Origin of the sequence: Streptomyces sp. NBC_00433 (genome assembly GCA_036015235.1) — a bacterium.
In the GTDB taxonomy this organism is placed as follows: domain Bacteria; phylum Actinomycetota; class Actinomycetes; order Streptomycetales; family Streptomycetaceae; genus Actinacidiphila.
On sequence record CP107926.1, the window covers coordinates 387,299 to 400,322 of the forward strand.

Here is a 13,024-nt window from a genome sequence, read left to right on the forward strand (position 1 = left end):
ATGCGCCGAGACGCCCGCCGCGCGGAACAGTGGAGCAGATTTCCTTCAGGGGGAGGCCGGTCCTGTCGGTGCCACCGGCGGATTGAAGCGTGAATATTGCGGGTCCGACCCGATGAGAGCACCTTGCGGATAATTGATCTGCACGACCTCGGACACCTCGAATTCAATTGTTCGTTCTGCCCCGGGAATCCCGGCCGCGCCCTCCGCGCTCCAGTCGATGACCGCTGTGCCTGTCACCTGCAGCGTCGTGCCGGCCTGCCAGTCGATGAACAGCAGACCCGCGTGCGGGTTGACTGTCAGATTTCCCAGGGTCATCAGCATCGTGTTGCCCTGGTAGTCGGGCCACCGGATCCGTCGGGGGGAAAGGGTCCGAACGAATCCGGGATTGCCACCGCGGTGGGAGGCGTCGGCGTCACCCGTCGCGGATGAGGTGGCGACGAAGAACGTGTCTGCGGCGTCGATCAGCCGGCGCTGGTCCGGGAGCAGCTCGCTGCTCGCTTCCGCCTGGGATTGCGGAGCGGAGGACGGCCCCTTCCTGACGTGCCTGCTCTGGATGTACTTGGGGCAGTTTCCGTACGCCTGGTCGACAGCGAGTGTGAGCCCGTCCGGTCCGGCAACGGTTCGACCGTTGATCCTCAGGCGGCGGCGGTTGAGGAGGTCGACAGCGACGGTCCCCACATGCGCGGGGGCGGCCAGGACCGCCGCCAGCGGGTCCGTGTCCGGAAGGCGCGCTCCGACGGACAGCTTCCGGGGGCCGAGCACCTGCAGGAATCCGGGGTCTCCGAAGATCATGGACGCCCACATCCGGCCGTCCGACGCGGCGGCGCCTACGATGAGGAATCGGAGTTCCGCAAGGAAACCATCCGCCCCCCGGGGAAGGGTGCCGCTGATGATCGGACGCAGGCGTTCGGCCTCCTCACTCAGTCCCGCACGCTCCTGAGCCGCCAGCTCGCCTTCGTGGTACGAGGTCTGGGGCGATGAACTGCTCGGCATTGTCGATCCTGACTTTCGTCGGCACCTCGCGCGGGGAAGCCGAGAATGGGATGAAACAGCCCGGATGGAATTCAGCCTAGACCCGAGGGACCAGCGGTGCGGCTGCCAGGCCGAGTGTCCTGCCAAGCCTCCGGTGAAGTTGCCGGAGCCGATCCTCAGGTCTAGCGTAGCCAGGGTATGGGGTGGTCTCCGCAGCGCGAGGTTAGACACACGAAGCGGGTTGCGAGCCTCCGTCGGCGGCCCCCCGGCAGGGCTCTCAAAAGGGAACCCGTCAGCGGCTGCATTCACGGATTCATGGGCCGCCTTCTTCAAGTTGCTCGGTAAAGGCGACGTCGATGTCGTGGCGAATCTCTTCAGCGAAGAGATCGACTGGTTCGCGCCGGGGAACGGGAAGTCGATTCCCCGGGCCGGCCGGCGGACACGACGTGAGCAAGCCGATGACCCACGCGAGGCTCCCCCGGGACCGGATCCGCAGCGGAGTCGCCGCAAGAAAGGTGGCGGGATGACCACATTGACAGCGGTGAACGTGGGGATGCCGAAAGACACGCCGTGGCATGGCAAGACCGTGTACACCGGCGTGTACAAGGAGACCGTGTCCGGGCCGCGGATGGTGCGCCGGCTGAACATCGACGGCGACGGCCAGGGCGACCTGGGCGGACACGGTGGTGAGCAGCGGGCGGTACTTGTCTACCAGCTGGACTCCTACCGCCACTGGGCCAAGGAACTGGGCCGCGACGATCTCACACCGGGCAATTTCGGGGAGAACTTCACCGTTGAGGGACTGCCGGACGACGAGGTCTGCATCGGCGACCGCTACCGCATCGGCGGCGCGCTCTTCGAGGTCACGCAGCCGCGGGTCACCTGCTACCGGGTGGGCCTGCGGATGGGAGAGCCGCAGATGGCGGCGCTGCTGGTGGCGCACCACCGCCCCGGCTTCTACCTGCGGGTGATCGAGGAGGGCGAGGTCGAGGCCGGGCAGGAGATCGTCAAGGTGTCCACCGGCCCCGAGGCGATGACCGTCGAGGAGATCGACCGCGTGCTCTACCTGCCCGGACACACCCGCGAGCAGATCGAGCGCGCCCTGCGGATCCCCGCGCTCAGCCCCGGCTGGCAGACCTCCATGCGGACCCTGCACGACCAGGCCGACAAGGCGCCGGCCGGCGCCTCCGGCAGCGCCGGGCTGAACACCGCGGCGACCGCCCCGCCGCCCGCCTGGCCGGGCTTCCGCCCGCTGACGGTCACCCGCGTCGAGACCGAGAGCCGCACCGTGTTCTCCCTCTACCTGGCGGCCGCCGACGGCGCTGAACTGCCGGAAGCGCTCCCGGGGCAGTTCCTCACCGTCAAGGTCCAACCCGAAGGGGACGCGCCGCCGCTGATCCGCAGCTACTCGCTGTCCGGCGAACCGGGCACCGGCACGTACCGCATCAGCGTGAAGGTAGAGCCCCACGGCGCCGCCAGCAACGAACTGCGCGACCACATCCGGGTCGGCGACCACCTGGAGGCCGCGGCACCCCGCGGCACCTTCTGCCTGGCAGACGGCGACAACCCGGTGGTCCTCCTGTCGGCCGGAGTCGGGGTCACCCCCGTCCTGGCCATGCTGCACGCCCTCGCCCGCGACCGGTCCGCCCGCCAGGTGTGGTGGCTGCACGGCGCCCACGACAGCACCGAGCACCCCTTCGCCCAGGAGAGCCTGGACCTTGTCGGCGCGCTCCCCGACGCCCGGTCGACCGTCTACTACAGCAAACCTGCCGCGGGGGACCGTCTGGGCGTCAACTACGCGGACACCGGCCGCATCTCGGCCGACCACATCTCGGGCCTGGGCCTGCCGACCGACGCCGACGCCTACCTGTGCGGACCTGACGCCTTCATGACCAGCGTCACCAACGCTCTCGTCGACGCGGGGCTGGACGCCTCCCGCGTCCACAGCGAGAACTTCGGGGCGGGTCCCTCCCTCACCCCCGGCGTCAAAGGCTCCGCGGCCGCGACCGCCCCGCACCAGCCCGCAGGTACGCCCGGCACCGGCCCCGAGGTCTCCTTCGCCCGCAGCGGCCTCAACGTCCCGTGGAACGACGCGCAGGAATCGCTGCTCGAACTCGCCGAAGCCTGCGACGTCCCCGTCCAGTGGTCGTGCCGTACCGGCGTTTGCCACACCTGTGAGCTCGCGCTGATGTCCGGATCGGTGGCCTACTCCCCCGACCCGGTCGAACCCCCGGCCGACGGCAACATCCTCATCTGCTGTTCCATGCCCGCCGAGGATGTCGTCCTGGATCTGTAGAACGGCCAGGCCGTGAGCCCGGGGGCTGTGTGTCCCCGGTTCGGGGACTTGCGGACAGGGGCTCGTCCCGGTGGACAGGAAGGCGTGACGTGATGGACGGATTCGACGAGGTGACGGGGACGGACGCGGCAGTCGAGGACGTCGACCTTCTCGTCTTCGGCGGAGGCAAGGGCGGCAAGACGCTGGCGATGGACACCGCCCGCGCGGGCCGCAACGTCGCCATGGTGGAGCGCGGCATGATCGGAGGCAGCTGCATCAACGTCGCATGCATCCCGACGAAGGCCCTGGTCAGCAGCGCCCGCCTGCTGGGCCGGCTGGCCGACGCCGGCGCCTTGGGCATCCGCGGGACTGATGCCGATGTCGATCTGTCCCTGCTCCGTGCCCACAAGGAGGGCGTCGTCGACGGCATGGTCGAGCTCAACCACCGCCAGTTCCTGGACAGCGGCATGGACCTGGTGCTGGGGACCGCGCACTTCGTCGCCGAGCGGACGGTCGAGGTCGCGCTCAACAGCGGCGGCCAACGGCTCCTGCGCGGCGCCGACGTCGTGATCAACACCGGCACGGTCCCCCGGATCCCCGACATCCCCGGACTGGCGGAAGCCGGCCCGCTCACCAGCGAGAGCCTGCTGCGGCTCGAACGCCTCCCGGACCGTCTGGTGGTGCTCGGCGCCGGGCACGTCGGCCTGGAGTTCGCCCACATGTTCGCCGTTTTCGGCAGCCGTGTGACCGTCCTGCAGCACGGCCCGCGCCTGCTGCCCCGGGAGGACCAGGAAATCGTCGACCTCCTCGCCGGGTATCTGCGCGAAGACGGCGTCGAGATCCTCACGGAGGCGGCAGTCGCACGGGTGGAGGCCGGGGAAGGATCGGTGACCGTCCATCTTGGGGACGGCCGGCAGGTGCCCGGTTCCGACATCCTCGTAGCCGTCGGCCGGGACCCGGTCACCCGGGAACTGGACCTGGAGGCCGCAGGCGTGCGGACCGACGCCCGCGGCTTCGTCCGGGTGGACGATCGCCTCGCGACCGACGCGCCGCACACCTGGGCTGTCGGCGACGTGGCCGGCAGCCCGCAGTTCACCCACGTCTCACTCGACGACTACCGCATCGTCAAGGCGAACATAGCCGGGGGCGACCGTCGCACCACAGGGCGTCTCGTCCCGTCCAACCTCTTCACCACGCCGGAATTCGCCCGAGTCGGCCTCACCGAGGCGGAAGCCCGTGCGTCCGGGCACCGGGTCAGGGTGGCCAGACTGCCGGTTGCGGCCATTCCCCGCGCTCGTACGATGCGCGAGACCCGCGGGCTGTGGAAGGCCGTGGTGGACCAGGACAGCGAGCAGATCCTGGGAGCGTCGCTGCTCGGCGCCGAGTCCTCCGAAGTCCTCGCCGTGCTCCACACCGCCATGCAGGCAGGCCTGCCCTACCCGGCACTTCGCGACTCGATCATCACCCACCCGACAATGGCAGAAGGCCTGAACCTGTTGTTCGCCTCCTGGGCCGACTGAGCACTCGACCTGGAAGAAGCGCCGCGCGGAGGAGCACGGTCCGGCCGGCGCACCGGCTGTCAGAAGGGCACGCCCGCCGGAGCCGTTTCATCGGGGTCCAGGATCCGCTCCGCCCAGGTAACGGCCCGAATCCCCGGCAGCCTCCAGGGACACGGCCTTCGGGGCCGGGCCGGGATTCCGGCCCAGCCCCTCGGACGCGGTCAGCTGCGCAGACTCCACAGCTGGTTCGTACCTCCGGTGCAGCTCCAGAGTTGGACCTTCGTGCCGTTCGCCGTGCCCGCCCCGCTTGCGTCGAGGCAGAGACCGGACTGCACGCCTGTGATCGTGCCGTTCGAATTCACGTTCCACTGCTGGTTCGCCTGGCCGTTGCAGTCCCAGATCACGGCCGCGGTGCCGTTACCGGTTCCCTGGCCTGAGGCGTCCAGGCATTTGTTGCCGTAGACCATGAGTTGCTTGTTCGAGGTGTAGGTCCACTTCTGGTTCGCGCCGCCGTTGCAGTCCCACAGCTGAGCCTGCGTACCGTTCGTCGTCGACGAGCTGTTGACGTCGACGCAGCGGCCGGACTGCTGGCCCACGATCCCCTGGCTGCCGGACGTCGGCGGCGTGGTGGGCGGGGTGGTGGGAGGGGTGGTGGGGGGGTTCGAGGAGCCGAACTGGGTGAAGAAGTTCCACACCACTCCCGAGGTCCAGGTGTGCCAGCCGTCCCCGGTCGACCCGTCGATGGGACCCGGGTCGTGGCCGGCTCCGTCGAAGGCCGCCCATACCACCGGGTATCCGGACTTGCAGCCGGAGTAGGCGGTGATGATGTGGGTCAGGCTGCCGTACGCCGGCTCGGGCGGGTTCTGTGAGGTGCAGCCGTTGTTCCTGACGAACGTGTCGCGCAACGCCCGGCCTGACGCGATCGGCAGGACGTTGTCCCGGATGCCGTGGAGCCCGATGTAGGCGACGGGCTGGGTGCCGCCGCTGCATCCGCTCAGGTTGGCGCCGGAGTAGACCGCGACCGCGCGGAAGACCGTCGGGCGGGCACAGGCCAGCGCGTACGTCATCGAGGCGCCGTAGCTGAAGCCTGAGGAGAAGACCTGTCCCGTGTCGACGCACAGGCCGCCCTCCAGCTGGCTGAGCATGTTGTCGACGAACGTGACGTCCTGCCCGTTGGAGTTGGCCCAGCCGTTGCTGATGCCCTGGGGCGCGACGAAGATGGTCCCGTTGCCGGCGCTGTCCGCCAGTCGCCTCAGGCCGTAGTAGGACCAGTTGTATCCGTCGGTGCCGCCGGAGTCGACGTCGTTGGCGGTGCCGCCGACCCAGTGGAAGCCGAAGACCAGCCGGTAGGGGTGGTTCTGGTCGTAGTTGGCGGGGACCCGGAGGATGTAGCTGCGGTTCTGGCCGCTGCTCGTGATCGTGTGCGTGCCGCTCGTCAGCGTCGGCGCCTTGCCGCAACCGCCGGTAGCCGCTGCGGGGGTCGGGGCGGACCAGGCGGTCGCGCTGAATCCGCTGACGGACATGCCGACAGCAGCCAGAACGATGGCCAACGCGGCGAGAAGCGGCGCGAACAGGGATCGGCGTCTCATGGCGTGCCTTTCTGTGTGGGGGGACAGGAGGGTGTGTCCGGCGGGATCCCGCCGGACACACCCCGGTGGCCTGCTACTGCCGGTTCCACTTCTGGTTGCCGGCGCCGGTGCAGGTCCACAGCTCGATCAGGGCGCCGTTGGCGGTGGAGGCGCCGGTGACGTCCAGGCAGAGACCGGACTGGACGTTGGTGACTGTGCCGTCACTGTTGACGTTCCACTTCTGGTTGGCGCCGCCGGTGCAGTCCCAGATGTCGACCTTGGTACCCGCGGTGGTTCCCGCGCCGTAGGCGTCCAGGCACTTGCTGCCGTAGACGCGCAGCTCCTTGGCGGAGGTGAGGTTCCACTGCTGGTTGCCACCGCCGTTGCAGTCCCAGATCGCGGTCTGGACGCCGTTGGCGGAGGACGCGTTGGGCACGTCCAGGCAGCGGTTGGAGGCGACGCCGCGCAGGGGGCGGGTGTTGCCGGGGTCGCTGCCGCCACCGGGGTTGGTGCCGGTGCCCCAGCCCCACTGGAGACGGTCCAGGCCGGACTGGTTGGTGACGCTGACCGAGAGGTTGGTGCCGGTGCCGTTCAGGGAGGTGATGGCACAGGAGGCGTTCTCGCAGGGGCCGGGGCCCTGCGTCTGGTTCGTCTGCTTGACCCCGGTCCACAGGACGGAGCCCATGCCCAGGCTGCGTACGGTGTCGGTGATGGCGTACAGGTAGGACAGGTCGTTGACGCCGTCCTTGGGGCCGTTGTAGTTGACGCCGGTGTTCATGGGGACGCCGAACTCGGTGAGCACGGCGCGGCCGGCGTAACCGCAGATATTGCCGGTGAAGTCGTTGACCCAGGCGGCCTCGGTGGTGTGGGAGTCGCCGAACATGCCGTAGATGTGGATCGACAGCAGGGTGCCGGACAGCCGGGAGTCGGCGCCGACGGCGCACAGGTTGCCGTCCGACCACAGGCCGGGCACGATCACGTGGCCGCGGGACAGGCTGGGGTAGCGTGCCAGCCAGTTCGCCTCGAAGTTGGTCAGGTCGGTGGCGTTGTAGCCGTACGGCTCGTTCATGATGTCGAAGTAGAAGTTGCTCTTCGCGCCGTACTTGTTGATCATCGTGTCCCACATCTGGTTGAAGGACGCGGTGTCACTGACCTTCCCGCCCTGCAGCCAGGGGGCGACGATGACGTTCATGCCCAGCGCGGTCGCGGCGTCCAGGGCCCCGGTGTAGCTGTTCCACCATGACCCCGAGGTGGTCGCCGCGTTGAACCCCAGCCTGACGGTGTTGGCCCCGAGGTTCTGGAAGCCCTTGAGGATGGCGGTGGACTTCGTGTACACGGTCGCGTAACTGTCCGACGTCGAGAGGCCTACGGGGACGTTCGGGCCGGTGATGAAGTTGTCGTTGGGGTCCGCCCAGTTCACGCCGTGGAACTGGGCGGTGGACGCGGCGGTCGCCGCCGGCGCGGCATGCGCTGTGACGCTCCCGGCCTGCAGTCCGAGCAGTATCAGGGCTGTGGTGGCGATTCCGGCGACCAGACGCGGAACTCTGGTGTTCACTACGATCTCCTGGCGGTGGGGGGATGACCGAAGGTGTTGCTGTACCGAAAAGGTGGAATTGTGAGCGTTAACATCTCCGCCGACATCTGCAGTGCTTCGGAGAGATGGGATGTCTCGTAGGCAACGGCGGCAGCGTGCACCAGCCACACACACCCTGTCAACCCTTGTCACAGGAAGCGCACCGGTCACGGTCGTGCCGCTGCCGCTTGCGCGGGTAGCCGGGATCCGTCCCGGCCACCCGCGCACCCGTTCGCACCTATCCGAGGCTCCACTGCTGGTTGCTGCCGCCGTTGCAGGTCCACAGCTCGACCGGCGTGCCGTTGGCGGTACCTGCCCCGGTCACGTCCAGGCACAGTCCCGACTGAGCACTGGTGACAGTGCCGTTGGAATTGACGTTCCACTGCTGGTTCGCCTGGCCGTTGCAGGACCAGATGATGACCTTGGTGCCGTTGCTGGCGCCCTGGCCGTTCGCGTCGAGGCACATCTGGCTGCTGCCGGAGTAGACGCTCAGCTGGTTGCCGGACGTGCGGGTGAAGACCTGGTTGGACCCACCGGAGCAGTCCCGTATCTGCGTCTGGGTGCCCGCCGTGGTGGACGAGTTGGGCACCTCCAGGCACTTGCCCGCGCCGACGGCGTGCAGTTCGCCGCTGGTGCCTCCGCTCGACGATCCGGCCGGCGTGACGTAGACGGCGAAGGCGTCGTGCGTGGCCTGGAACGTGACGGGCACGGTGATCGAGCCGGTCGATGTGCTCACGTTCTGGTTGTAGACGACCTGCGGCGCGCTGAGCGGGTACTGGTCGGGGATCCGCTCGACGGTCACGTTGACGTTGCCGTTGTTCGCCAACCAGGGAACGGACGCCAGCCCGTTGAAGGTCAGCGAGGCGGCGCCGGTGTAGCCGTTGCTGTCACCGATCACCGCCACGGCCCGCTTGGCGGTGCTGTCCTCCGACGCGGAGATCGCTGTCGAACCGACCATCCCTGACGTGTTGACCAGGGTCCCGGTCATGTCGGCGTAGGTGCGCATGGCCCACCAGTTGCCGTTGGGCTGCCAGGTCCCGCTGCTCTGGGTGAGGACTCCGGTCAGATTGGGGGTCATGCAGCAGGCCCAGTTGCCGCGCATCGCGTTGGTGTACCCGGACTGCGCGAACCGCGCCAGATACCACGCGGTCACCCCGGCGGTCTGCCGGTCCGCGGGCTGGTACTCGTTCGCCGACAGCGGCCGGGCCGAGACGCCGTTGGCCGACAGCGCGTTGTTGAGGGACTGGGACACCGTGACCGGGTCGTCGACGTCGCCCTCGTCATGGTTGGTGATCATGTCGGGTACCGTCCCGGCGGCCTTGACGTGGGCCAGCCAGGTGTTCCACTCACCCGGGTTGCTCTGCGGCGTGAACGCCAGCGACGGACCCACGATCTTCGCGTTCGGCGCGACGCGGCGGATCTCCTTGTAGGCGCTGTCCCACATCTGGAAGTACTGGGTGCTGTTCATGCCCCGGGTCCAGAACACCGAGATGTCCGGCTCGTTGTAGATGTCGTAGGCGAACGGCAGACCCGTCGCCTGCAGGGCGGCCACGGTGGTGTCGATGAAGCTGATCCAGTTCGAGCAGTTGCCGTTGTCGCAGGGGTACACCTCGTTCGAGGGCTGGCCGCCGTTGTTGCCCCACAGGTCGCTCATGAGCACCTGGTACTGGGCATGGTACGGAGCCTGGGTCAGCCGCTTGGCCTGCGCGGTGATCGAGGCGATGTCCGCCTTCGTGGCCGCCCCGTAGGAGTAGTTGTCCTTGATCCAGCCGCCGGAGAACCAGCCGCCGCCGCGGAAGGCGTTGATGCCCAGCGGCTGCAGGTACTGGTCCACCGGTTGCGTGCCGTCCTGGGTGATCCCGTAGAGGAAGCCCTCCCCTACGCCGGTCGACGGCCCGCGCGTGGAGCTGAGATCCACGCTCAGCGACTTTGCAGCGGCGGCATGACCGGCTGTCGGCATCACCAGCAGGGCGGCGAGCCCCAACACGGCGGCTGCGGCCACGGCCAGACGGCCCGGTTTTGCTCTCGTCCTCATCGACTTCCTCCTATGGATGGCCGTCACTGCACTGTGACGGGACGTACGGGACGGTGAGATCCGGGGCTGTGCACCCCACGCGGTACCCGTGGTCCGCTGCGGACCGGCCGGACCGAGGTACGCCGGCGAACGGCTCGGTCGGCGGACAACCGTTGGTGCCGGATGGCTGTGGAGTACGTGACAGCGCGTGCCCGGTCTCCAGAAGCCGTCCACGAATACCGAGCACGGTCGGTGCCCAGGCTCTCGCATCATGCGACTGTGAAGTGGACCTGTCGAACCGATTGGCGGGAATCGGTTCGACGGATATTACGACTGGAGGTCGTCACGGTCAATGAGGTGTTGCGTGCCAACAGCCCATACCTGTGGGGGCCTTCGGCTCCTGGGGAGTGACCCGCCGGCGAATCGATTGCCGACCACCGGCAGTTGGGCCACCGGGACCGGTCGCGGTGCGGACACCGCTCCGCGTGGGGACGCGGGCGGTCAGGCGCGGGCGGCGGCGCCGAGGCCGCCCGGGGAGGGAACAGCGGCACCGGTGCGGTGAGCGGGGGCAGCGCCGGTGCTGGAGCGGAGGGAGATGGGTGGGGCGAGCAGGATGTGGTGGGGCGGCGTCTGCGGGGCTGCGATGCGCTCGATGAGCAGGGAGACGGCTTTCTCGCCCATGTCGAGGGCCGGCACATCGGCCGCGGTGAGGGGCGGCCGGAAGTCGTCGGACCACAGCTTGCCCGCGACGCCGGTGACCGAGAAGTCGTGCGGCACGCTCAAACCCGCGTCGGCCAGCGCCCGCTGGATACCGGGCAGGGCCGCCTCGTTGACGGTGGTGACGGCGGTGAGGTCCGGGTGCTCCCGCAGCAGGCCCTCGATACTCTCCTGGCCGGAGCGGGCGTCGTCCCCGCACGCGACTTCGACCCCCTCCATGCCTCGCTCGCCGACCGCCGCGGTGAACCCCTCCCGGGCCCTGATCGCGGGGCCGTAGCCCGCGGCGACGAGTTCGGGCGAGCGGCTGATCAGTGCCACCTTCCGGTGGCCGAGGTCGGCCAGGTGGCGGACGGTATGGCGGATCAGGCCGGCGTAATCGATGTCGATCCAGCACATCGCCTGGTCGTCCACCGTGTGCCCGATCCCGACGAAGGGCAGTCCTGCTTTCAACAGCCGGCTCACCCGGGCGTCCTCCAGGCGGATTTCCATGAGGATGACACCGTCGACGCGGCTTTCCGAGATGAGCCGTTCGAAGGACCGGTCGTGGTCGCCGCCGGACGGGGAGAGCAGCACGTCCAGGTCGGCACCGGCTGCGGAGTCGACGACACTGGCGACGAAGTCCAGTTGCATGTGGGTGAGCCGGTTGCCGGCCGGCGGGATCACCAGCCCGATCGTGCGGGTCCTGCCCTCTTTCAGCGCCCGCGCCGTCGCGTTGGGCCGGTAGCCCAGCTCGTCGATGACGTGCTGGATACGTTTACGGGTGCCGGCGGCGACGGGGCGTTTGCCGCTGAGCGCGTACGAGACCGTGCTGCGCGACACGCCCGCTCGCTGCGCGATCTCGCCGATGTTCATGCCGCTCCTCACACCCATACGCCATAAGGGATCATACTAGCCACGAATCGATTCGGGACACAGGGGCCACTGTCGTCCTCCACGGTCGGGGCCGCAGTAACGGTGAAATGTCCTCGTGTAGCGGGAAGGTTGCCGCAGCAGTCTTGACGGCCATGCGCGGGGGTTCTACGTTCGCGGTCGAACCGATTCGCTGAATCGGCGATATATCCCGTCCCGCAGCCGCCAGCGGCACCGCCGTTCCAACGGTGGGGGGCGGGCAACCAAGCGAAAGGGAAGAGCGCCATGAACACTTCCGCCCGGCGGCGGTTTGCTGTCGCGTCGCTGGCCGCCGTGGTGGCGGCGTCCACGGCCACCGCGTGCGGGTCGTCGTCCTCGGACGGGTCGTCCGGCTCGACCGCGGCAGGCGGCACTTACACCGTCTGGGACCCCTACCCGCAGTTCGACGGCACCTCCGACTGGGTGAAGCTGTTGGAGAGCTGCGGCAGCCAGGCCGGGGTGAAGGTGAAGCGGACGAGCTTCGACACCACGGATCTGACCAACAAGACGCTGCTCGCGGCGCAGCAGGGCGACTCTCCCGACGTCCTGATCGTCGACAATCCCGTCGTCTCCACGCTCGCCGACGCGGGTGTCCTGACGACCGCGGACGAGAACAAGATCGACACCTCCCAGGCGGAGCCGAACCTGCTGGCCGCGGGCCAGAGCGGCGGCAAGACCTACGGCACGCCCATCGGGGCGAACACCCTGGCGCTCTACTACAACAAGGACGTCCTGAAGGCCGCGGGCGTGGATCCGGCCTCGGTCAAGGACTGGACAACACTCAACGCGGCGCTGGCCAAGGTGAAGGCCGCGGGCAAGAAGGGCATCACCTTCTCCGCGATCGGCACCGAGGAAGGCAGTTTCCAGTTCCTGCCCTGGTTCTGGGGGGCGGGCGCGAAGCTGACGGACCTCGCCTCGGACCAGGCCGTCTCCGCCGTCACGCTGTGGAAGGACTGGCTGAAGGAGGGCTACGCGCCCAACTCGGTCATCAACAACACCCAGACCACCAGTTGGCAGGAGTTCGCCTCCGGTCAGTACGCCTTCGCCGAGAACGGCACCTGGCAGATGGCGAACGCCAAGAAGGCGGGCTTCGGCTACGGAACGATCGCCATCCCCGCGGCTGACGGCAGCAACGCGCCCGCACCGACCGGCGGTGAGTTCGTCACCGTGCCCGTGCAGAAGGACACCGGGCGCTACGCCGCCTCGGACAAGATCGTGACCTGCCTGACCGACGCGAAGAACCTGCTGGCCACCGACACGACGCTGTCCTACGTCGGGCCGACGAAGCAGGTCCAGGACCAGCAGGCCGCCGCCACACCCGAGCTGAAGATATGGGTGCAGGCGGTGCAGTCGGCCAAGGGGCGTACGAGCGACGACCTCGGCACGAAGTACCCCAAGATATCGGAACAGCTGTGGGGTGCCGTGCAGGCGGCACTGACCGGGAGCAAGTCGCCGAAGGACGCCCTTTCCGCCGCGCAGTCCTCCGCCTCCAAGTAGTACCCGACCCAGCGCGTCGGA

8 protein-coding genes are annotated in these 13,024 nt (G+C 68.6%); 3 read left to right on the forward strand and 5 right to left on the reverse strand.

What is annotated here, in order from left to right; all coding sequences use genetic code 11:
* Positions 1-45: 45 nt before the first annotated feature.
* A complete protein-coding gene (locus tag OG900_01580; protein ID WUH88946.1) occupies positions 46-993 on the reverse strand; it encodes a pyridoxamine 5'-phosphate oxidase family protein in 948 nt (315 codons plus the stop codon).
* Between the two features lie 502 nt (positions 994-1,495).
* Here OG900_01580 and OG900_01585 point away from each other — a divergent pair.
* A complete protein-coding gene (locus OG900_01585; GenBank protein WUH88947.1) occupies positions 1,496-3,268 on the forward strand; it encodes an MOSC and FAD-binding oxidoreductase domain-containing protein in 1,773 nt (590 codons plus the stop codon).
* Between the two features lie 92 nt (positions 3,269-3,360).
* Positions 3,361-4,767: an FAD-dependent oxidoreductase gene (locus tag OG900_01590; protein ID WUH88948.1), complete on the forward strand. Its 1,407-nt coding sequence runs from the start codon at positions 3,361-3,363 to the stop codon at positions 4,765-4,767.
* A gap of 200 nt (positions 4,768-4,967) precedes the next feature.
* Here the strand turns inward: OG900_01590 and OG900_01595 are convergent, their stop codons facing one another.
* The 4 genes from OG900_01595 to OG900_01610 all read right to left on the reverse strand — a co-directional run bounded on the left by OG900_01595 (position 4,968) and on the right by OG900_01610 (position 11,470).
* The gene (locus OG900_01595) at positions 4,968-6,335 is read right to left on the reverse strand and encodes a ricin-type beta-trefoil lectin domain protein (protein ID WUH88949.1); all 1,368 of its coding nucleotides are present in this window, start codon (positions 6,333-6,335) and stop codon (positions 4,968-4,970) included.
* A 73-nt stretch (positions 6,336-6,408) separates the two neighbouring features.
* Entirely contained in the window at positions 6,409-7,869 is a 1,461-nt protein-coding gene (locus OG900_01600) for a ricin-type beta-trefoil lectin domain protein (GenBank protein WUH88950.1), read from the reverse strand.
* Positions 7,870-8,125: 256 nt separating this feature from the next.
* Positions 8,126-9,922, reverse strand: a complete 1,797-nt coding sequence (locus OG900_01605; protein WUH88951.1) for an RICIN domain-containing protein — start codon at positions 9,920-9,922, stop codon at positions 8,126-8,128.
* Positions 9,923-10,402: 480 nt separating this feature from the next.
* A complete protein-coding gene (locus OG900_01610) occupies positions 10,403-11,470 on the reverse strand; it encodes a LacI family transcriptional regulator (protein WUH88952.1) in 1,068 nt (355 codons plus the stop codon).
* Positions 11,471-11,752: 282 nt separating this feature from the next.
* Between OG900_01610 and OG900_01615 the strand changes: the two genes are divergently transcribed.
* Positions 11,753-13,003 carry an extracellular solute-binding protein gene (locus tag OG900_01615; GenBank protein WUH88953.1) on the forward strand — a complete coding sequence of 417 codons (1,251 nt, stop codon included), beginning with the start codon at positions 11,753-11,755 and terminating at the stop codon, positions 13,001-13,003.
* The last annotated feature ends 21 nt before the right edge of the window (positions 13,004-13,024 follow it).

Coding starts and splice junctions, on each gene's coding strand:
- OG900_01580 (WUH88946.1), bottom strand. CDS start 993: ATGCCGAGCAGTTCATCGCCCCAGACCTCGTACCACGAAGGCGAGCTG.
- OG900_01585 (WUH88947.1), top strand. CDS start 1,496: ATGACCACATTGACAGCGGTGAACGTGGGGATGCCGAAAGACACGCCG.
- OG900_01590 (WUH88948.1), top strand. CDS start 3,361: ATGGACGGATTCGACGAGGTGACGGGGACGGACGCGGCAGTCGAGGAC.
- OG900_01595 (WUH88949.1), bottom strand. CDS start 6,335: ATGAGACGCCGATCCCTGTTCGCGCCGCTTCTCGCCGCGTTGGCCATC.
- OG900_01605 (WUH88951.1), bottom strand. CDS start 9,922: ATGAGGACGAGAGCAAAACCGGGCCGTCTGGCCGTGGCCGCAGCCGCC.
- OG900_01610 (WUH88952.1), bottom strand. CDS start 11,470: ATGAACATCGGCGAGATCGCGCAGCGAGCGGGCGTGTCGCGCAGCACG.
- OG900_01615 (WUH88953.1), top strand. CDS start 11,753: ATGAACACTTCCGCCCGGCGGCGGTTTGCTGTCGCGTCGCTGGCCGCC.